Here is a 20,725-nt window from a genome sequence, read left to right as displayed (position 1 = left end):
CAAATTAATTATTAGCAGTTAGCTAAACCACTCGCTTTTTTGTAAGTAATATTAGTTATTGACTTGCAAGCCACTAAATCCAAAATTTATATAAGCCATTTTCCTAGAGCGATTAAGAATATGGATGATTTATTACTTAAGTAATCGTTTATACACTCCTTGCAACTTGCAAGTGAGGGATCGAAAATGAACTTGATTGATGAAAGTACAAAGGATTTTGGAAGCATGAGCGTGTTGCTTCACAGTTTAGGAATTGATTGCTACCGCATTGAGTGGAATAGCAGAATGACCGGAGCCTCAATAAGCTTAATTCGTGTTAAAAAAAACGAATATATAGTTGTGCGAAAATGGGCAACCGCCCGCAATATAGATGACGTATCAGCAGAGTTTGATCGGGCTAACCAAGCACTAATTCATTTTTTAAATAATGTAGATGTAATTAAAAGTAAAAACGAAAGTATTGTTGCCGCTAAAGAGCATTGCATAAACTTATTTACCTCAGCTGAGGGCTTAAAACCAATTAGCCATCCGAGCTTACCTACGCCACGCTTACAAGAAGCCATAGGCAAAGAAGTCATTGTAAAATCAAGTTTAGGCAACTACCTAATATCAAAAGGAATGCTATTACAGCTATTAGGTAATCAAGCCGAGATCCAAGTTAATCCCGACCACCTTGACGAAGGCCAATTAAGGCAAAAATTTTATACCAAACAAGTTCATGTTTGCTAGTTAATTGCGCTATCAAAACTCAAAGGCAGCTTTACTTTAATGGTAAAGCCATTTTGTTTAAACACCTTAAAAGTTCCGCCTAATGCCGTAGTGCGCTCATCTATAAATGCTAAACCGTAGTGACCTGAGTTATCTGTTGGGGTTACTAAAGTCCCGTTATCGCTAATTGTTAACTCAATAAATTCGTCGCTGTTTATTATATTTATAACCAGTTTGCTAGCATTGCTGTGCTTCATACAATTGGTTACTGCTTCTTGGCAAATTCGGTAAATAGCTATTTCGTGATCTTTTGAAAGGCTATTATCTAACTTAAATTGTGGCTGATACTTAATATTTTCCTTGTGCAGTAAGCTTTTTAGTCGCCCTTGTGTTATTGCCTTTTCTAAACCGAGTTCATCTAACTCACGCGGGCGAAGATAATGCATTAATTGATAAACAGAGTCATACATCGAATTAGCATTGTTTTTTAATGTAGTCACAAACGATTGGGTATCTTCGTTACTAAGGTGCGACAAAATAGCTAAATCTGTTTTTAATGCTGTTAGGTTTTGCCCTAATTCGTCATGCAACTCTTGCGAAAGATGCTTTCGCTCGTCTTCTTGCACCGACACCATTTTGGCAGCAAGCGCCGTGTTTTGAGTTAGCTGCTCTTTAAGCTCTTTATTGGTTTGCTTTAACTCGTTGTTTTTACGTTTAAGCTCAGTAATTGCAGCGCCTAAAACCATACTGGTAATTGCGTTTGCTAAAATAAATAACTGGCTAATGTAGGTATTGCTAGGCTCGTGCGTAATGCTTGCTTCAACAATTATTAACGCGTTAATTAGCGCTGCACTGCTCACAGCCCCTAACGAGCCATACTTATACGAAAACCAAATTATAGGTAATAATGATGCAAGCCGTAATAGCGGGTAGGTATCTGGGCGAACCGCATAGACAAAAAATACAATTAATATAAAACACACTAAAGTGGCTACTAGGCCAAATAATTTAGTGAGCCTGACTGTGTTAAAACTGTATTTAGAATCGTAAATTAACATAATAAAAGGGGCAATTAACAACGAGCCAGTAATATCGCCCAAGCACATGTTTAACTGATACTGCAGTAGCTCTTTTGCAACCAATACATTTGTAAATTCAAATGCACTGGCAAACAAAAACCACTTTATAGATGTACTCGCAACACAAAGCAGTATTAACGAAAGTATACCTAGGCTGTCGTTAATGCTTGGCGGCCAACGGCTATTTTTAAACACATAAACAAGCGCTATAAAGCAAAGTTCCTGCCAAAAGCCATGAAATAAATCAAACTCCCAAACCCCACTGTATGTTAAACCAAGCTGTGCAGCTAAAGCGCGTGACACAACCCATAAGGTGAGCCAATAGCGTGTTGGAGTGAGTAAGTAAAACGCAATTTTTACGCCTGCGGGAATAAATATCGCGCTGCTCTCGGGTACGGTTTCAAGGTTTTGGCTAACCCAAAAAGCGGCGAGTGAAGCAATAAAGTAAATTAGCCCCACCAATAACTGTTTAGCTACCTCTTTGTATGCGGTAGTAAAACTAGCATTAGATAAAGAAGAAACGTTAGGTAAGTTCATCTAACTGTATTACTCCCGCATCAATTGCAATTTTTAGCAGTTCAAACGAGGTCGTAACATTAAGTTTGCTGTATATGTTTGCTTTGTGTACATGCGCTGTTTTAGGCATTATTTCGAGTATTTGCGCCACTTGTTTAGCGTTTAATCCCTTAGAAAATAACGGAAGGGCTTCAAGCTCTCTGTTAGTAAGCACCGTTAATGCTAAATTTTCGCTACTCATCGAAAAATTTACGTCTTCACTAATGTACCTTTTACCTAAAGCGACCGCTTTAACTGCATCTATTAGCTCATCAGAGGCAGAGCGCTTAGACACATAACCCAAAGCACCTAATCGCAAAGCATTGCTTACATAAGGTTCGTGGTCGTGCATGGAGGCAACAATACTTTTAATATGCGGGAAAGACCCTTCAAGGTACGACAAAAAAGAAAGGCCGGTTTCAGCGCCGTTAAGCGATATATCAACAATAAATATATCAGGTTGTTCAAGCTCTACAGCCAGCTTGGCTTCGGTCACGCTGCAGGCTTCAATAATTACTTTCCAATCTGGTTGTAGCTCTAAAAGCTTTTTAAAGCTGTCTCTTACTAATTGATGATCTTCTATGATGCCAATGAGCATTTAAATCTCCTTTTATGCTTAAAATACAGCGGGGCGGGTAACTAATTACCTAAAACGTTTTAAATGGGTTACCTCACTTAAAAGCAAGGTAACAAAACCAGTGGTTCTAAATTGGTAATTAGTTGCTGGTGGAGATTACAACTAAGATCTTTTTACAGCAGCTTATTATTACTGAGAAAGAATAATATCAGTAATACCTTCGGCAGATAGTATTTCAATCCAGTAGCCGTCAGGGTCTTTAATAAAGGCTAAGCCTTTCATTGAGCCATCATCTGGTTTTTTAACAAACTCAACATCGTATTTTGCAAAGCGCTCACAGGCTTCGTAAACATCCGGTACGCTAATACCAATATGCCCAAATCCTTTAGGTTCTTGGTTACCACTGTGGTATCCCTCAAAGCTGTCGTCGGTTTCGGTGCCCCAGTTATGGGTAAGCTCAATTAGCGCAGGGCGACGAAACACCCATTCTGCTTTAGTTTTATCATCACCTTGTGGTAATTCTTGCTCGTAGCCTAAAAAGTAAAGCGTAAACTTCATACCAGGAAAATCATACTTACCTAACAGCTTCATACCTAATACATTTTGGTAAAATTCAAGCGACGGCTTTGGATCTTTAATACGTAACATAGTTTGTTGCATAACAAAGCCTTGAGTGGCCTGTTCAACTTGTTCTGGAGATTCGTTATAGTTAGACATGGTGATCCTTTCAAAAATGATAAAACGTAAATGAAGATATAATGCTTAAACCATCATAATCAACCGTAGTTTAAATTTAAACTGTCTAGGTCAATTCATATAATAAAAAACAATGACTTTTATGGCTATAACAATAACCACAGCCACAATTGATGATGTAACCGCAGTGAGTGAATATGTCCCTGAACTGCTAACAACCATTGATAGTGACACTTTACGTAACCGTTTAGAAAACAAAAAAGCATTGATATTAGTAGCACATAAAGAAGATACATTAGTTGGTTTTAAAATTGGCTATGAGCTATCTAATACACAATTTTATAGTTGGCTTGGTGGAGTGCATTTTAACTATCGTAGATTAGGTATTGCTAAAAAATTACTTGTTCAACAAGAAAAGTGGGCTTATGAACAAGGCTTTACCAATATACATGTTAAATCGATGAATCGGTTTCCTCAAATGCTAACTATGCTCATCACTAATGGTTATCACGTTTGTGGCTACGTTGATAAACAAAGCACTGAGCTAAGTAAAATTAAGTTTGTAAAACAACTAACAAAGTAAATGCAGGCACTTTATTCATCGTTATTTAACTTAGCGCCATGTAGTGTTATAAGTAAAAGCTAATTACCACCTTTAATAGCAAGGAACCATTATGTTTTACGGTGATATTCAGGGATTATTACGTGTACTTACAATAGGCGTACTGGGTTATATTGCACTGGTGTTTTGGCTGCGTATATCGGGTAAACGTACGCTTTCAAAGTGGAACGTGTTCGACTTTGTAGTCACCATTGCGCTGGGCTCTATATTGGCGTCGGTGGTTATTTCAAAAAGTGTTCCGCTGTTTGAGGGCATACTTGCCTTTGTAGTATTAATAGGGCTGCAATATATTATTACGTGGCTTAGTGTGAGCTCGTCAAAATTTGCAGCGCTTATAAAAGCAGAGCCCACGCTTTTAATGAGTGATGGTGAATACTGCACGGCTGCACTTAAATCGCAGCGCGTAACAAAATCAGAAATTCGCGCCGCTATTCGTGGCGCTGGTATACTAGCCATAGAAGATGTAGCCGCAGTCGTGCTAGAAACCGACGGCAGTTTTAGCGTACTTAAGCAAAATAACAGCGGGTTAAAAACCGCGTTAAGTGATGTAAGCGGGCATTAAATTAATACGCTAATAGTTATATTAACTAAGGCAGTTATATTACCTGCCTTATTTTGTATTAAAGTTTATTTTTATTTAGCGTGCTGCTCTAATAAACTAAAGGTAGGTAAGCGCCATTTAAAGCGTATTGATGCCATACGTATTAAGTAGCCTGCAACAAGGCTTACAATAATGCTTATGTTGTCGTCAATATTATAATGGTGTAGCGCTAAGTATAAACAGGCAACAAGTAACGATACACTCGCGTATAGCTCGTTATGTAATACAAGCGGCGCTTGGCGACATATTAAATCACGCAGTAAGCCACCAAAAACACCCGTTACAACCGCAGCCACTACACAAATACCGTAATGCAGCCCCATATTTAGCCCCACTTGGCAGCCAATAATACTAAAGGCAGCTAAACCCAGGGCATCTAGGCGCATAAATATGCCTTTAAATTTAACCACCCATTTAGCAAGCCACGTAGTAACAATACCGGCAATACAGGTAATTAATAAATACTCTGGGTGTTGTACCCACGTAAGCGGGTAATTGCCTAGTAATATATCTCGTACGCTACCACCGCCAATTGCCGTGGCACTGGCTACTAGCACTACGCCAAACCAATCCATTTTCATTCGGCCTGCGCTAAGTGCGCCGGTCATGGCTTCTGCGGTAATACCAATAATATAAACAATCGTTAATAGCATGAGATAATCACTTAAAATACGTGCGTAAAAATAAGGTGTGGATTGTATAGATAAATTAAGTAAATAACGAATGAAAAATCGTACTAAAAACGGTTAATTTAGATAGAAATAACTAATGACAAAACCTTGTGTAAACAAGCTGTTAAGCTAGTGGGTGAGTGCGTAATGGTTGATGTGGATTAAAGGACATTTGGCCGCAAATTATAAATAAAACAGGTTGAGGTTTAGTTGTTTTTAGCACGTTTATTTTGAGTTTATTTTATTAGATAAAGCCTAAAAATTAACGCAATATGAATATTTGGTTGCATGGTTTTAATTTAGGAACGTATAATAACAAGTGTTAACTAAATGGAATTTGCGTAAAACGCAGCTTAAGCAAAATAGGCGGATAAATGCACAAAGGATTGTTAAAGTCGTGGAAAACCGACAAAGGTTTTGGTTTTATTAAATCAGACACTCTAGAACACGACACATTTATACACATATCAGCGCTCAAACACATGAGCCGCAAGCCTAAAGTGGGCGACACCATTTACTTTGAAGTTGCAACACAGCCCGATGGTAAAACCAAAGCAATCAATTGCCGCATTGAAGGCGTTGCAGAGCTTAAAGCCCCTTACCAAAAACACACACAACAGCCGTACCGCATTGCTAAATCTAAAAAATTATTAGCCGTAGATGTTATATATAAGTTATCTGCTCCATGTACATTGTTGTTTATTATATTTTCTTATTTATATTCAGTAAAACCAGTGTTTGATAAACATGAGGAGCTTCAAAATAAGAGCTCACAGCTAGAAAATTTAACCGTTCAGGTAGCCAATCTTAAGAACGAAGTAAAATTAAATCAAACTAATCTAGAGATATCCAACAAAGAATTAGATGCAACAAGTAAAAAATTAAATTCCAATAATAATGATTTGAATAAATTATCAAAACAATACGATGAAGTAAGTAAATCTCTAAATCAGAAATCAAATAAACTTAAAAGTGTCGAATTAAAAGCTAATGAATTAACAGAAAAACTAACTGAAAAAAATGAACAGTTAGCTGTATTGAACAACGTTATTGATGAAAAATCTGAGAATTTAAAAAAATAACGTTGTCTCTAAACTCATCTGAATCAGCCGCTATCACTTTTTATATTAATACAGTAGTCTCTGAAATATCTAATGAAGGAATGCGGCATTCTGTTTCTAATCTTTATAGCGACAATAAGAATAAATATAATTTGAGAAAGGAGTTGATGGATATTGTGAAAAGTAAAAAAACAAATGATTATGAAAAATATAGTCAAAAGTACTATGAGCAATTGGCAATCAAAGAAATTGAAGAATTTTCTCAAACTAAAGTTAAAGAAAATGAAAGTGATTATTCTAAAGTCTTTGGACTATTGACTTATGTGTCGAATAAAAAATATCTGAAAAAAGTAAAGCTAATATACGAAAATATGGGACAGCCTTTACCTGATAAATATAAGCAATGATCGTAATGTCACTATAACAAGAACATAAAATTAGAACAAATGCAGCGGGCAATGTTTCGTTCCTCAACAAAGTTTAGCCAATCAATTAATAAGACACCCATCTTAAATTTCAGCTTAGTCAGCAGTGCAGAGCAAGTTTTCGGAGTATTAAAAAATGGACTTTGTTATATGCTTAATTTTATTTTTATTGTTCTATATTTTAGTCAATTATATCCAAAGCATTATTGGGTATTACCCTAAACTAGCTAGAGAATATAAAACGGATTTAATTATTTCTGATTCCTCACTTTTAAAATCAAGCAGTATGTACTTGACGAATGTGGCAGATATTTCTCGTGAGAAAAACAGTGAATATCGGACTTGGCTAAATATCAAATCATTTCAGCAAGGTATATTTATAAGCCAAAAACGGATGTTGATTCTACTATTTCCCAGGAGTTTTTTAATACCATGGGAGCAAATTAGTTTAATAAAAGAAAAAACTAATTTTCTTAAAAATCAATATCTTTATAAAGTCGAATGTAAAAAAGAACCAGTTTATATCATTACGAAATTCGATTTATTAAAAAGCGTAAGTAACAAGAATTTACGAGAATAAATGAAGTCAAATCTTGACTTCACACATCAAAACTTAAATTAGTCGAATAGCCTTGATATAAGCTATTTTACCCTCTAAAAGCGAAGCGCCTCATATCCTCTTTGTGAGTTAGTCTTTAGATTACTAAGAGGGAACAAACTAGGAATGCGCTAAGCGTATACATTAAACGCAAAACATCGGCGAATTAGCATCTCTAATACACGCCGATGTTTATAACTTATTTAAATGAGCACATTATTTGTAAGCCATTAAACCTTAGTCTTGTTTACGGTTAAGACTAATCAAACATATTGCTAAAAGTAATGTTGCAATCATACCCGAAGCGCCAGCAACAGCTGATGGAAGGAAACCATCACGACCAAAGGTGATTAAAATACCATTGGCAAGCATTGCAACACCGCCTGCTAGGGCAGTAAGCCCTCCAATTGCTTTGCCACCTTTAGCTATAAAAGACAGGCCAAAAACAAGTGCTGCTAACCCTAATAATACTTTAGCTGCGTAGTAAATCATGAATGATAGAGACACCACGCCACCAATTAAAGGTTGTGCGCCTTCTACTGTGCCTGCAACTTTACCAAATGTAGAAAACAAAGTAAGTCCAACGCTTACCTGCACTATGTTAAGTACTGCACTAAACGCGATAGCCGACCAGCCTAGTTGTGCGTTTTTTGCTTGCACCATAGCTGTGCCTGCAAAGGCAACAAGTAAAGTAAATACCAGTGCTTCTAGCCCCCAAGCCACCTGCCTTGAAAAACTAATTTCAGCACTGTAAAGGGCTGAATAAATACCCTGTGATATTGCCAATACCAACAATAACGATGCTGTAATTAGGGTGGTGCGTTTATGTGTAAATTCCATTATGGACCTCTTTTGATTTTATATTTGACGCTTTCAACAGCTGTTGCGGATTTGAATGTATCAAACTGCTTAGTATTTGTATTAAATAGCGTTTATCGTTGTAGGTATAAGACAGGCAAAGCGAGTAAATTATTTCACTTAAACCTATAAAAGTATTAATTAATAACAAACAGGCTCAGGCTATTGCTTTTAATTAAACCTAACTTTGCAAAGCCGCTTTGGTTTAGCCATGCATGTATCTAAAAGCGCAGTGCCTCATGCCCTCTTAGTAAATCAACATTTGATTACCAAGAGGGCACACATTTGAGTATGTGGTTAAACGGCTTATTACTTACTTTGTTAAGATAAAAACCTAAAATGAGACCAGTCACTTAACGCTATGATTGTTTGCTTGGTAGGGGGCGCAACATAAATTAAACCTGCGATGGCAATGATTGATGCCAGCGTAATTAGTTTATTATCGAAGTCAGCTATTTTTAAAGCGGTGCCAAAAGATCGTTTAATTGTGACATTACTTAAATCTACACTGTAAATCTCATCTAGCAATAAATGAATTAATCCGCCGAGTAAAATAAACCCACCCGTTAACCAGGCAAAGACGGCTGCTTGTGTAGTTGATTGGTCATTCAGTTTCCATGTTATTTGAGTTGTTAATAGCGCGCATAACAGTATAAATAGTAAAGAGTGGCAACTACCTCTGTGTACTGTGATCCATTCAAAAATAGGTCTAATAATGTATTTCATAAATCCGTAAACCAATAACGGCACTACGATTAACTCGATAAAGCTAATTTCAATAATGAGCTCGGTGGTTATGTAATGCAGTACCAGTAATACAGCGCTGAGAGCGAATAAGTTAAAAATAGTATCGAGTGATGTTGAGTTATCTGAATCTATGTCGGGCAATAAGCCGCCAATAGAGCCTAAAAACCAAAGCCAGAGTGCGCCCTTTAATTCAATATGGCCTGCAGATAATAAGGTGGCTGAGGCTAAGCCTGTGATGATTACGGCAGTATTAAGATGAGTATTGAAGTTTGCCATTGTATCTCTTTATGGGAAAAAGTAGGGCATTCTATCAATTGAAAAGTTTATTGTTCAATATTCTTTTTAATTAGATTTTGTATTACTTTGATTAATATTAATAGGCCATCTAAAATTTTTATATTATATAAAATAAAAATACGCATTTGCTAATGAGGAAGTTAAGTTGTATGTAATAGAATTATCGAAAAATGCGTCAATAAATCGACATATCCCCGTATGTAGTTTGAAGTTGACTTTAAAATATATTTTATTTATATGATGTATCTAACCTACTAAAAGGAATTACTAGTGCATAGAATATTCATAGTCCTAGCGTTACTGTTAAGTTTTTCAAGTTCAGCATTTGAAAATGTTATATTTAATAAATACTACTTTCCAATTAACGATAGTTGGGAAACGATGAGAATCTTAGAGAATGATGAAGGTTTTGCTTTGATCAACAGTCAAATGCAAACTTTGAGCATAAGAAAATTTGATAACAATGAGCCCTTCATCACTCTAGAAGATGGAAGCACAGTTCCTCTAGTTGAAATACATATAGATAGTCTAACAAATTCAAATTTGGACAAAGAAAGTAAAATTTATCAAGAAATTAAAAGCAGTTTTTCAAAAGTAAAAAAATTAAAAATAAATCTTATTCCTTTTCTTTATATGCCGAAGTAAAGCCAGATTTAGTTGACACACAAATCGCCTATCTATATTCAAAAGAAAATGAAATTTTTATTGGGATTACATCAACAATCCCTGAGAAAGATTTTTTAAATTTTTTAAAATCAATCCACGAAAAAAAATAAGGAAGTTAAATGTCTAACACCATCGAGCAACTAGATAAAGAAGACCAAGAAAACCTACAATTCATATTACAAAAAATGTTTCCTGAAAGTAGTGCCTTTAAAGAAAATAAGCATTCGATTGAGACTTTACGGGTCTATATGCAAGCTCTTAAAGCGAATACGTTTTGTAATAAAGCAATGACAGAACTTACTACTGAATTAGCTACAGCTACAGTAAAGCATGTATACAGAGGTAAGTTTAAAAAGGTCGTCAACAAGGTTCTAAAAGAAATAAAAGGTCACTATAAAGAAAATAACCTTAACTTTTTTATTTGCAATCAGGTAGTAAAATATAAATATAAGTCTCCTTTAGTTAATTCCCTTCAAGGCTATTTCTAATATATAGGTCTTCTTATTATAGTTAAAATAATACACATGTAAGGCTACGTGTTAGTTGCCTTTATAAATTTATTTACTACAGGTTTTTGGCAGTTGTTTGTTTTAGTGTTAGCTTGTTTTTTATTTTATCGATTATCTATCTTAGTATCTATGCTCACTTCCCAATCGCTTATTTGGGTCTTGTTATTTACTTTGGTTTAGCAGGGTACTTTTATAATAAAGACTATTTGAAAGCCATAAAAACATTATAGCATTTACTATGTAGTTACTAATTCATGCCATCTAATTTTTTATATCGTCATAAAAGGCAACTTTCCCTCGGCCTGTTTCTTTTACGTGATAAAGAGTTTTATCACCGTTGTGCATTAATTGATGTAGTTCATTACCATCATATGGGGCTATTGCAATTCCTATGCTTGCACCTACTGCGCATGTTTTATTTTGCGCAATATTAATATCGTATTTTAACTCATTGAGTAAGGCGTTCGCTTTTTGTTGTGTTGGCGTTTTATCGTAGGTTTTAATTTGCTGCGCAACAATAAATTCGTCACCGCCTAGGCGGATACACATGTCGTTTTTTTCGTGAAAAAGTGTTTTAAATCTGTGTGCTATTTCAATTAGCACTTTGTCGCCGGCTTCGTGGCCGTAGGTGTCGTTAATGGGTTTAAACTTATCTAAATCAATCATCATAAGCACTAAATGTTCATTGTGTTTAATACATTCACGTAGTGCTTTTTTAAGGCGTTTTTCACCGGCGCGTCGGTTTAATAAGCCAGTGAGTGGGTCGTGATCGGCTTCAAAGCGGGTTTGCTGTTCGCGTTCTGCGCGCTCGGTTACATCGTGTAAAATTACTTCTACTAGCTGCTCTTGTTTGGGGTTTCGTTTGGTATCTCTTTGGTCTGTTAACCTTACAAATAAACAATGAAACCATACCGTTTTATAGCCAACTTTACACTCTACATCTAAGGTGGTTTGTGGTGGGTTTTTAGCAGAGCGAATATCTGCCAGTAGGCTTTGTAATTCGTCTACATTGCTAAGTAACTCAGGAAAATGCAAGGTTGGTAATTCTTCTTCACCAGGTACGGTAAAGTAATGCTTAAATGCAGGGTTAAAGGTGGTGATAATGTTTTTGTCATCGAGTAAACAAATACCTGCGCTGGCTTGTTCAAAAATAAGTCTAAATTTAGCTTCTAGCTCTTGAGTTTTTTTACGCAGTGTTTGCTCATTACTAATAGTTAAATGTAGCTCGTGCATTAAGGCATTTATACCTTGGGTTAAACGGCTTATTTCGTCCCGCTTGCCTTGCTTGAAGGTTAGCATTTTAAGGGTTTCTGGCTCGCTTGGATTTATTTTAGCAAAGCTGTCGGTTAGGTTTTGAATAGGCTGTGTAAGCCAACGCTGAACTACCAGCGATACAAAAAATGCGATAACAATGGATTGAATCAGCATTAAGATAAATTCTTTTATAAGCGCTGACTGTGCTTGTTGTTCAATAAAGTTATCATCAGGATATATGGCGAGTACACCTATAAAAGTGTCTTCTATAAAAGGGTGAACTAATTTAATTAAAACAGCTTCATTTTTTTTGTTAGTAGATCCTTTTGCTATAAATAAATCCATCTCTCCTTTAGGGTTTACTTCTCCTTCTAGGCTTGCGCCTTGCACTAAGTCATTACTGAGTAGGCCGTTAATAATTTCTTGGCTTAATTCTCTGTCGTTTAGGTAGGCTGCTATGGCGGCTGTTTTTTCCATTGTTTGCGCTAACTGTTGAACGAGTAAGTAATTTGTATTTTTTTTCTCTTTAAAGCCTGAGTAATAAGAGAGCATAGACGAGACTAAAGACACAACAATAGCAACTAACGCAATTGATATAGCGACGCGTATGTAGAGTTTTTGGCTAATAATTTTAATCAAATGTGTATACCACTTTTACTTCATCTGTAACTTGCGATAGCGGAATGTAGCCAATTGCAAATTGTGATGCTGCTATTTTGTTTATTGCGTCTTCTACCGATGTTGAAGGAGTGGGTGGCTTTGCACGCCCTGAAAATAAAAGCCTTGCCCAATAAGCATTAATTTTTTGCTCATTTTTGTTGACCAGCTTTAAGTAAAAGTCGTTTTTTAATGTTGATTGCGCGGGCAAATCAAGTGGCTTAGAGGTTTCACCATCAGGAAACGTTAAATACCGGCCCATGTAAATATCAATAATTTCTCGTTTTGATAATGCGTTAATCGCATTGCTCTTATTAACCACGACTACAAACTCTGTTGATTTAGCATAAAAGCTCATAAAAAGCAGGCACAAAGGCAGCAATGCAGTTATAAAAAAGTTGCGAGAGCTCATCATTAAAACACCATACTAGCATTTAGACTAAGTATATGTACTTTGTGGCCCTCATCAACATCTGAAGGGTTGCTAAGACTCCATAAGCCAGCGCCTTGAGGCTTAATATCAAAGCGGTCTAACTGGGCTTTTAATGCTATGCGCTCAGACAGTTGCCATTTTACGCCTACGTTAATTGAGTGTTGGTGAACATTGGTAACTTTAACAGCAGACTGACTGGCAACTGCGAGTTGTTGTATAGGCACTGAAAATTGCTCAGGAGTGCTTGGCGGAAAAGCAGGATCGTTTACTTTTATTACGTCATGTCGGTGTTTAGCCGCTGTAAAACCTGTATAAAATATTGCGTTATCTACACGGTAACCTGCACTAATGTAGCCACTAAGAACTGACGGAGCAACTATCCAATCGGATTCTGAAATACCCATCTCAGATTGGATTAGCCAATTGTTGTGATCGTAAGTAAGCCCAAACGCGGCGTATTCTATACTGTTGCCTTTGGTGTTAAATTTGTTTGATATTTTTTGCGCTTGCGGCCATATACTTTGTGGTATTGAGTTGAGTGCGGCTAAATACTCATCTAAAGAGGTTAACTTATAATCCCCAAAGTCTGACTTTGATAATGAAAAACGCATAGTCCATGCATCTAAAGAGTAGGTTGCGCTAAAAGTTGTTAAGTTATCAAAATCAATAAAAAAGTCGTCATTATAGGCTTGTAGCTTGGCTGTTGTACTACCATAAGCAAGTTTTAAACGTAAAAAACCGTCGTTAATTGCTTTGCTGTATTCCACATCTACACCATCGAAATTTCCTGCAATGTTTGCAAACGAGTAGTACGAATGAGGCGGGCGCACCCATAAATAGGCATATCCTACGTAAGGGTATTCCGATAGTAAGTAAAGGTCGCTATTTAACCTGCCTGCACGAATAGCCCAATGACGGGTAGGGCGATAGCGCACAAAGGCGAGCTCTAAAAAATTATCAAAGCTTTTAAAGGCATGATCTTGAATAACTACTTGAAACACAGAGTCCCAATTTTTTGAGAGTGATATATTAGCCTGCCCACCTAAAATTGAATCTCGCGTTGCTGAAAAACCAGATTCGTTGACATTTGAATAACTCGATGCAAAGCCAATATCTGAATCGTCCGTGTAGCTGAGTGTTAAGGATGCAAAACCACTAAATTGCACGTCTATGTCGTTTGCATAGGTTTTATTAGCAGCAGAAATTGCCAATATTGCTATGGCAATTGTACCTCGGAACAACATGTTAGCTCGTATTTTTATAATGTAGATAGTAAAAAGATAGCACAATTTATTAAATTACCAACTTAAGCATTACAGTGGCTTATCAATTAAATACAAAAAAATATGAGACCCCCCCTAAATTTTGTACTTTGTTAAGCGAAGTACTGGGACATAAGAAAATCAAGGCGGAAAATTTGTGTTATCTATTGTTATAAGTGGCGACAATATAGATTATGAATAGGGCGGTTTTTTGATATTACTAAACTTAAAACGTGTTGGTTACTGGATGAGCTTTATTTTTATAAGGCTGCTTAAATTAGGCAGCCATTTGTATTTAAAACTTTAAAAGCGCTGACTTAAAACGGGGCATAGCCATCATTTGGTTTATTTGGGTTAGTCCAGCGCTGTTTAGCATCAACAGGAATGCGTGGTGCACCTTGTGCTGGTAATCTACCGCGCTCCCCATACAACCACAATACAAAGTTAGTTCGCTCGCCACTGGTAATAGGCTTGGAAGCGTGTGCAATATTGCCTCGATGTAACATGGCAGTACCAGGCTTAAAGGTAAGTGATTTAATGTCACCTGTGTACGGGTGATAAAAGTCCACTTGTGACCCTGTAAACTCTTCGCCTGGTAAATTTAGGTTAATGTTAAGCGTTACAGCTGATGCGTCGGTATGTGGGCGAATTGATGAATCTGTATTTGGCTCATAATAAATTGAAAAGCCAAATGTTTGTGTATCAAACCCCATAACTTCCGGGAACAGCATACGTGAAATAGGGCGCATATAAGTGTTTAGTATTTCGTTATAAAATGCTTGAAAGCTTGGCGCGGCTAAATAACCTTCTGATCAGCTATCAAGCATGGCACCACGGCGATTTAACACTATTTTACAGTGGTTCACCTGATTAAACGCGATTAATGGGTTGCTCTGTCGCCCCAAATTTCTTCTAGGCGGCTGTCGCGACCACAACGCCAACGATAGGTGTTGTATCGGATTGGATTGTTTTTGTAATAATCTTGATGAAAGCTTTCCCTCCCTTTTATAGGGTAAAAGGTGCTTGCGTTTAGTATAGGTGTAACCACAGTTTGATTAGGGAACTCGGCAACTACTGCTGCTTTTGTTTTTTCGGCTAATTTACGTTGTTCGTCGTTTTGTACAAATATAGCGCTTAAGTAACTAGGGCCTTTATCGCAAAATTGGCCTTTGGCATCAAAGGGATCAATATTAACCCAGTAATGATCAAGTATACCTTGATAGCTTACTATGGCCGGATCGTAAGTAATTTCTACAGCCTCGTAATGGCCTTTATGATTACCATTGTATGTCGGGTTTTTAAGTTTACCGCCAGTAAAGCCCGATATTACATCGGTTACGCCTTCTAGCTTTTCAAAGTCACTTTCCATACACCAAAAACAACCTCCAGCTAGAACGGCTTTTTCGGTTTTAGCTGCATGGGAAAATGTACTAAACAAAATAACGGCAGATGTTAATGCAAGCGTAAGTGATTTTTTCATAAAATTATCCATCTGTAGTGTGAGTTTATAAATACTTATAAAGTTAGACCCGCTAAGTCCTAATACAATTTCATTGTAGAGGGCTGGCCAACTTATCTATGGTGAAAAATATTGTACTTTGACAAGTTTTATAGGGATAAGGCTAGTAACAAGATCACTATTTAAGTTAGTAGCACGGTTTAATTGGGTTAGCCAAGTATGCGTTATTTAATGGGGTGTTGAATTATGCTTACGTGTTCATTAAAGTGACAACATTCGTGATATAAATTAGCAGGTGATAAATGAACCAGTTAACAGAAACATCAATAAGCTGCCCTTATTGTGGAGAAAGTATAGAAGTATTACTTGATGTAGCAGATATTGATGAGCAATACATAGAAGACTGCCAAGTATGCTGTAAGCCTATTTCGTTTGTGGTATTTGAAAATGATGACGAGCTAAACGTTAATGTTTACAGCGAAGACGATGCATTTTAACTCGTTAATTAGATAGTAGGCTGCAAAATTGCAGCCTTTTTACTGTGTATGTGTTTGGTTAGCTATTTTGCTCACGCGCTAATTGGTTAGGAAGAAGTTCTTCTACTATTTCGCGTGCTGGAAGCGTATAGCGTGTGCCGTCAAACATTACTGAGGTAAACTCGTTAATATTAGTAATGCCTGTTAAGGTCCAGCCTTCGCCGCGCTTTGGGCAATATACTGTGGTAGTGGGTTGTATTACTTTAAAATCGTCACTCATTACGTTCTCTTACTCTTTTTGCTTTAAAGATAATGCTTGTTAAAGGGGTATGGTAAGTTAATAATGCGTGCCCATAAAGAGCTAATTTAACTAACCACTTAAATAAAATGTTTAACACCACAAAGCTTGAGCGCGTTACGCTACGTTTAGTTACCCACAAACACGCAGCGTGTTTATTTAATATTTTAAATCACCCGCACGTGTCAGAATTTAACGACTACGAAACACCACTTAGCAAAACGCAAATCAAGCAATTAATACAAGATGATATTAGTGCATATTACGAAGGTGAAGTAATTCGAGTTGCAATTGAACATAATATATCTGGAAGGTTAATGGGAACTTGTGGGCTTTATAATTTAACCCCGTGTAAAAGTAGTGCGTTTATAGGATTTGAGCTGCATCCTGACTTTTGGGATAAGGGCGTAATGTTTGAAGTGGTGACCGGTTTTATTGAAACCCTAGTTAAGCATATTCCGCTTAAACATTTGTCTGCTGAGGTGAGTGCACATAATGCACGTTCCCATAATTTACTTATGAAGCTAGGCTTTAGTTTAAGAGAAAATTCTATTTGGCATAAATCACTTTAACTCAATACGGCAATTATAAGTGCTTACCTTTTTTCAATCCTCAATCCTTAAAGCTCAGTAAATAAAATACAAAAAATAGCGGCTTTCTATTATAGTTAAGCGTAAGCAAATGAATTTGTTACCCGTGTTTTATTAAACATTTACGCTTAACAAGGATTTTATATGCTAGAAAAACTCTCTCAAGATGCGCTTGTAATTTGGGCGACCATTGACCCTATAGGCACTATGGCGCTGTTTGCCGCGCTTACTTCTCATTTAACTGATCAACAACGTCGTAAAACTGCATTTAAAACGGTGCTTTATGCCGGGGGCGTATTATTGGGTTCTATTTTAATAGGGCAACTAATACTTAATGCGATGGGAATTAGGTTGGTGTCGTTTCAGTTAGGGGGCGGAATTATATTATTTTTGTTTGGCCTGCAAATGATTTTTGGAAACGATTCTAACAAAGCCAAACAAGACCCCGATCACGATATAGCCGTGTTTCCGCTTGCTATACCGGCAACGGCGACTCCTGGCGCTATTTTGGCGGTAATACTACTTACCGATAACCACATACACCCAATTACTACTCAAATAGGCACAGCGCTTGTTACAATTGGTGTGTTGGGTATTACATTAATACTGTTGCTGCTTTCGGGTAAAATTATTAAGCTAATTGGTACTGGCGGCGCGTCTATTTTAACGCGAGTGATGGGCATGATTTTAGCCGCGTTTTCGGTTGAGCTTATTATGACCGCGCTGGAAATAAAGCAATGGGTTAAGCTCGATTAAATAACTCCTACACATTGAAAGGAATGCCGTATGGCAATAAAAATAACAAAACACTATATTATCAATTTAAGTTTAGCCGTAGTCATTTTTGCTATTGGTATTTTAGCTATACGCTATTACAACCATTATGTATCGGCCTATACAGATGTAACAATTAACTCAAGCGTGCTTAATGAGTCGCGCAAAGTGTTTATAAGATTGCCCGCTAATTATAATCCTAAAAAAGCGTATCCGTTAATTATTAAAACCGATGGTAACTTTAATTTAGATACATGGGATAAAGCACTTACAAAACAAGCTAAGAGCGAAAAAGGGGATAAGGCTATATTGGTGTCTATTCCTAATTTATTTTTTACAGATACACGTAATCGCGATTTAGTGCCTCCTTATGCCCGCCAAGATGTAAATACACAAGCGCGTCCAGAGCATGAAACACTTATTGAACCAAATGGTGAAGCCGATAAGTTTTTAGCGTTTATTGAAACTGAGTTACTCCCTTATTTATCAGCAAAATATAAGCTTAGTAATAACCGTGTATTAAGTGGTTTTTCGGCAGGTGGTAGCTTTGTGCTTTATACACTGCATACAAAACCTGAACTGTTTAATGGCTATTTTGCTTTTAGCCCTGCGGCTTGGTATGACGATATGACCATAGTTAAAAATGTAGAAGCGTTTTTAAGTGCCCAAGATAACAAAGTGAAGTCGTCTACATATTTATATCTTTCGGTGGGCGGGGCAGAGCATCCGCTAATGTTAAAAGCGTTTAGTAATTTAGAGACCGTTTTAACAGCCAACCCTAACAATAACCTTGTGTGGCAAAGTGCTATAAACAAAGGTGCTGAGCATTCAGATAATCCATCAATTAGTGTGGCTAAGGCATTAGCTGGTTATAGTACGTTTATTAAAAGGTAGGTTAGATAGATTCAAGCGCCAACTGTATGTATGTACAGTTGGCGCCATTTTATGTATTTAGAATGCTCAATCAGCTTTATAGTACTTTACTTAGTTTAATATTATTAACGACTTACAAAGAGATGTAGGTTTAAATTATTTTTGCACAGTAATTACATATACTGTTTTTATATACAGTTCACAGCTATTGAATTAGAATACCGTCAGTACCCATGAGCATATACACATCTTTTTATACTCTTAATGCAGTTAATATAAATTGGCTGGTGGCTTTACAGCAAAAGAACACATCATACTAAATATTGCCATAAAGCAAAACTTAGCAATAGAGTCAAATTAAAAAAAGTAATCAAAGAGGTAGTCAAAATAATAAAGCCTGCGATAACTACATCCACTAAAAATATAAATGCCGAGTGTGGACTATGAGTGATTAATTAAAGTTTTCCTCGCTCATTGTAATGAGCAGCAAAATGGTAAACGTAAAAAATAAGGGCATCGTGAATGGTGCTATTACAAATTAAAAAAGCAGATACCAATGCGGCCGTTAAAGCCTTTTTTGAAATAGCCTTAAATGCAAAATTGAGTATTCAAAAAAGTATGGCGGAATAAAAAAAAGCCCAGTTAAAAAAGTTAAAAGGGCTAAAAGGGTTGTGCTTAGGGAAGTTGTAGTCGTTTTATAAACTTATATTTAAAACTTATATCTAAAACCAAATGCTATACCGTCATCTTCCGACTGCTCCATTTGTGCTTGTTGCTCTTTGTTATCGCTTTCAAAGTCGCTAAAGTCTTTACGCGCTTCTACGTAAGCAATAGTGTCTTCGTCAATTAAGTAGTGAAGGCCAATAACAGCAAACTGACGCTTAAACACATCTTCTGGGTCGGCGTTAAAGTTTGGCTGAATTACGTAATCATCACCGGCATCAAACACGTTGTAGGCAATAAAAGGGCGAAAATCGTTATCAAAGCGGTAAGATGCAAATGTTTCTACACCGATTGCGTCTTTAATTAAGCGACCAATGTTATCTGTGTCGTGGTTTTTGTTTTTATTTACGTTGGCTGCAACGTATAGGCCGGGCTCATCTATGTTGCCCCACATAATACCTGCACCATAAATTAAATCTTCAACATTACGAGTAGAACCATCGCCAAACGTTAAATCAAACTCACCACGGTTAACACCTGCTGTAAGTGTTAGCATGTCAGTTGGGGTATAAGTTACAGACGCACCAAATGTGTAATTAAATTCAACTTCTTGGGCTGCACTATCGCCAGAGTTCCAAAGTGCTTCACATTCTTCTTCTGAAATGTCGGTTACGTCACAGGTATAAAATTCGCTGTTTTTAAGCTGCGCTTGTACTGCAAAACTAAAATCGTTATAGCTATTGCGGTACTGCACTAATTTATCTCCACGACCAGTGCCATTAACAGCGCCATCGTCTTTGTTATAGGTGTAAACACCAGCCGCATTACCATCCCATACAAAGCTATTATTTGTGCCGTAAACTACGTCGTACCATGCACCCCATTGTTTACCAATGGTAAGTTGGCCATATTTTTCGTGCGAAAGCCCTGCGTAACCTAAACGGTTATACAAAAACTCATCCTGGATAGACTCAAAACGATTGTTATAAATAATATCGCTGCTGCCAACAGGGTTTACACCCCATTCTACGAGTGCGAGTGCGGTCCAGTCTTTCTTAAGCTTTCGGGTAAATCCAAAGTTAATGCGCGAGGTACCGTTAACAACTTCGGTTTCGTTTTGTGTATTAATTACACGCACATCAAGATATCCACCAACTTCAACAGTATTTTTGTCATCTTTGTATAATTCTACTGCCGAAACAGCGGGTGCGAATACAATACTTGCGCTAATAAGCGTCGCTAATTTTTTGCTCATCTTGTGTGTTGCCCTGTGTAAATTGGTCAATTTTTTACGTAGGTAAAAATTCAGATTTGAA

General features: G+C 36.8%; 24 protein-coding genes and 1 pseudogene. 12 read left to right on the top strand and 13 right to left on the bottom strand.

Annotation, left to right across the window (positions count from 1 at the left end; genetic code table 11):
• The first annotated feature begins 186 nt into the window (after positions 1-186).
• Positions 187-729 carry a hypothetical protein gene (locus AC5NT5_RS08545; protein WP_494513033.1) on the top strand — a complete coding sequence of 181 codons (543 nt, stop codon included), beginning with the start codon at positions 187-189 and terminating at the stop codon, positions 727-729.
• Here the strand turns inward: AC5NT5_RS08545 and AC5NT5_RS08540 are convergent.
• The 3 genes from AC5NT5_RS08540 to gloA all read right to left on the bottom strand — a co-directional run bounded on the left by AC5NT5_RS08540 (position 726) and on the right by gloA (position 3,636).
• Complete coding sequence (locus AC5NT5_RS08540) at positions 726-2,324, bottom strand: MASE1 domain-containing protein (RefSeq protein ID WP_494513034.1); 1,599 nt, start codon at positions 2,322-2,324, stop codon at positions 726-728. The genes AC5NT5_RS08545 and AC5NT5_RS08540 overlap by 4 nt on opposite strands.
• Positions 2,311-2,940 carry a response regulator gene (locus AC5NT5_RS08535; protein WP_342879833.1) on the bottom strand — a complete coding sequence of 210 codons (630 nt, stop codon included), beginning with the start codon at positions 2,938-2,940 and terminating at the stop codon, positions 2,311-2,313. The genes AC5NT5_RS08540 and AC5NT5_RS08535 overlap by 14 nt, the downstream gene beginning before the upstream one ends.
• A gap of 168 nt (positions 2,941-3,108) precedes the next feature.
• Positions 3,109-3,636, bottom strand: coding sequence for a lactoylglutathione lyase (gene gloA, locus AC5NT5_RS08530; protein WP_182671627.1), 528 nt, complete (start codon positions 3,634-3,636; stop codon positions 3,109-3,111).
• Between the two features lie 121 nt (positions 3,637-3,757).
• Here gloA and AC5NT5_RS08525 point away from each other — a divergent pair, with 121 nt between their 5' ends.
• Entirely contained in the window at positions 3,758-4,198 is a 441-nt protein-coding gene (locus tag AC5NT5_RS08525; RefSeq protein ID WP_494513035.1) for a GNAT family N-acetyltransferase, read from the top strand.
• A 91-nt stretch (positions 4,199-4,289) separates the two neighbouring features.
• Positions 4,290-4,799 (top strand): DUF421 domain-containing protein, encoded by a 510-nt coding sequence (locus AC5NT5_RS08520; RefSeq protein ID WP_494513036.1) that lies wholly within the window; start codon positions 4,290-4,292, stop codon positions 4,797-4,799.
• A 71-nt stretch (positions 4,800-4,870) separates the two neighbouring features.
• Here AC5NT5_RS08520 and AC5NT5_RS08515 read toward each other — a convergent pair whose 3' ends face one another.
• Entirely contained in the window at positions 4,871-5,491 is a 621-nt protein-coding gene (locus AC5NT5_RS08515; RefSeq protein WP_002961255.1) for a trimeric intracellular cation channel family protein, read from the bottom strand.
• Positions 5,492-5,883: 392 nt separating this feature from the next.
• On the opposite strand from AC5NT5_RS08515, the gene AC5NT5_RS08510 reads away from it, so the two are divergent.
• The 3 genes from AC5NT5_RS08510 to AC5NT5_RS08500 all read left to right on the top strand — a co-directional run bounded on the left by AC5NT5_RS08510 (position 5,884) and on the right by AC5NT5_RS08500 (position 7,575).
• Positions 5,884-6,591: a cold shock domain-containing protein gene (locus tag AC5NT5_RS08510; RefSeq protein ID WP_494513037.1), complete on the top strand. Its 708-nt coding sequence runs from the start codon at positions 5,884-5,886 to the stop codon at positions 6,589-6,591.
• Between the two features lie 146 nt (positions 6,592-6,737).
• Entirely contained in the window at positions 6,738-6,977 is a 240-nt protein-coding gene (locus AC5NT5_RS08505; RefSeq protein ID WP_494513038.1) for a hypothetical protein, read from the top strand.
• Between the two features lie 154 nt (positions 6,978-7,131).
• Entirely contained in the window at positions 7,132-7,575 is a 444-nt protein-coding gene (locus AC5NT5_RS08500) for a hypothetical protein (RefSeq protein ID WP_024598369.1), read from the top strand.
• A 255-nt stretch (positions 7,576-7,830) separates the two neighbouring features.
• On the opposite strand, the gene AC5NT5_RS08495 is transcribed toward AC5NT5_RS08500, so the two are convergent.
• Both AC5NT5_RS08495 and AC5NT5_RS08490 read right to left on the bottom strand, forming a co-directional pair.
• Positions 7,831-8,433 (bottom strand): thiamine biosynthesis protein ThiC, encoded by a 603-nt coding sequence (locus tag AC5NT5_RS08495; RefSeq protein ID WP_494513039.1) that lies wholly within the window; start codon positions 8,431-8,433, stop codon positions 7,831-7,833.
• A 339-nt stretch (positions 8,434-8,772) separates the two neighbouring features.
• Positions 8,773-9,474: a metal-dependent hydrolase gene (locus AC5NT5_RS08490; protein ID WP_494513040.1), complete on the bottom strand. Its 702-nt coding sequence runs from the start codon at positions 9,472-9,474 to the stop codon at positions 8,773-8,775.
• Positions 9,475-9,765: 291 nt separating this feature from the next.
• On the opposite strand from AC5NT5_RS08490, the gene AC5NT5_RS08485 reads away from it, so the two are divergent.
• The gene (locus AC5NT5_RS08485; protein ID WP_494513041.1) at positions 9,766-10,140 is read left to right on the top strand and encodes a hypothetical protein; all 375 of its coding nucleotides are present in this window, start codon (positions 9,766-9,768) and stop codon (positions 10,138-10,140) included.
• 140 nt (positions 10,141-10,280) lie between these two features.
• On the top strand, positions 10,281-10,649 hold the full coding sequence (locus tag AC5NT5_RS08480) for a hypothetical protein (RefSeq protein ID WP_494513042.1): 369 nt from the start codon (positions 10,281-10,283) through the stop codon (positions 10,647-10,649).
• 282 nt (positions 10,650-10,931) lie between these two features.
• Here AC5NT5_RS08480 and AC5NT5_RS08475 read toward each other — a convergent pair whose 3' ends face one another.
• The 5 genes and pseudogenes from AC5NT5_RS08475 to msrA all read right to left on the bottom strand — a co-directional run bounded on the left by AC5NT5_RS08475 (position 10,932) and on the right by msrA (position 15,756).
• Positions 10,932-12,563, bottom strand: a complete 1,632-nt coding sequence (locus tag AC5NT5_RS08475) for a diguanylate cyclase domain-containing protein (RefSeq protein ID WP_494513043.1) — start codon at positions 12,561-12,563, stop codon at positions 10,932-10,934.
• Positions 12,556-12,996, bottom strand: coding sequence for a type 2 periplasmic-binding domain-containing protein (locus tag AC5NT5_RS08470; protein ID WP_494513044.1), 441 nt, complete (start codon positions 12,994-12,996; stop codon positions 12,556-12,558). Before AC5NT5_RS08470 ends, AC5NT5_RS08475 begins: the two co-directional genes overlap by 8 nt.
• Positions 12,996-14,258 carry a hypothetical protein gene (locus AC5NT5_RS08465; RefSeq protein ID WP_494513045.1) on the bottom strand — a complete coding sequence of 421 codons (1,263 nt, stop codon included), beginning with the start codon at positions 14,256-14,258 and terminating at the stop codon, positions 12,996-12,998. The genes AC5NT5_RS08470 and AC5NT5_RS08465 overlap by 1 nt, the downstream gene beginning before the upstream one ends.
• A 335-nt stretch (positions 14,259-14,593) precedes the next feature.
• Positions 14,594-15,127, bottom strand: a pseudogene (locus AC5NT5_RS08460) (2OG-Fe(II) oxygenase family protein); the annotation flags it as partial.
• 29 nt (positions 15,128-15,156) lie between these two features.
• The gene (msrA, locus tag AC5NT5_RS08455) at positions 15,157-15,756 is read right to left on the bottom strand and encodes a peptide-methionine (S)-S-oxide reductase MsrA (protein ID WP_039487894.1); all 600 of its coding nucleotides are present in this window, start codon (positions 15,754-15,756) and stop codon (positions 15,157-15,159) included.
• A 281-nt stretch (positions 15,757-16,037) separates the two neighbouring features.
• On the opposite strand from msrA, the gene AC5NT5_RS08450 reads away from it, so the two are divergent.
• Positions 16,038-16,232 (top strand): CPXCG motif-containing cysteine-rich protein, encoded by a 195-nt coding sequence (locus AC5NT5_RS08450; protein ID WP_494513046.1) that lies wholly within the window; start codon positions 16,038-16,040, stop codon positions 16,230-16,232.
• A 58-nt stretch (positions 16,233-16,290) separates the two neighbouring features.
• Here the strand turns inward: AC5NT5_RS08450 and AC5NT5_RS08445 are convergent, their stop codons facing one another.
• A complete protein-coding gene (locus tag AC5NT5_RS08445; RefSeq protein WP_002962626.1) occupies positions 16,291-16,491 on the bottom strand; it encodes a hypothetical protein in 201 nt (66 codons plus the stop codon).
• A 107-nt stretch (positions 16,492-16,598) separates the two neighbouring features.
• On the opposite strand from AC5NT5_RS08445, the gene AC5NT5_RS08440 reads away from it, so the two are divergent.
• The 3 genes from AC5NT5_RS08440 (at position 16,599) to AC5NT5_RS08430 (ending at position 18,767) form a co-directional block, all read left to right on the top strand.
• The gene (locus tag AC5NT5_RS08440) at positions 16,599-17,081 is read left to right on the top strand and encodes a GNAT family N-acetyltransferase (protein WP_494513047.1); all 483 of its coding nucleotides are present in this window, start codon (positions 16,599-16,601) and stop codon (positions 17,079-17,081) included.
• A 162-nt stretch (positions 17,082-17,243) separates the two neighbouring features.
• Positions 17,244-17,855, top strand: coding sequence for a MarC family protein (locus AC5NT5_RS08435; RefSeq protein WP_039487889.1), 612 nt, complete (start codon positions 17,244-17,246; stop codon positions 17,853-17,855).
• Between the two features lie 30 nt (positions 17,856-17,885).
• A complete protein-coding gene (locus AC5NT5_RS08430) occupies positions 17,886-18,767 on the top strand; it encodes an alpha/beta hydrolase (protein ID WP_494513048.1) in 882 nt (293 codons plus the stop codon).
• Between the two features lie 688 nt (positions 18,768-19,455).
• Here AC5NT5_RS08430 and AC5NT5_RS08425 read toward each other — a convergent pair.
• Positions 19,456-20,664 (bottom strand): porin, encoded by a 1,209-nt coding sequence (locus tag AC5NT5_RS08425; protein WP_039487884.1) that lies wholly within the window; start codon positions 20,662-20,664, stop codon positions 19,456-19,458.
• Positions 20,665-20,725 lie beyond the last annotated feature (61 nt).

The sequence above is a fragment of the Pseudoalteromonas sp. J2K-J599 genome (assembly GCF_059295115.2).
Note: the sequence above shows the minus strand (reverse complement) of the source record. Positions and strands in the feature narration are given on the sequence as shown.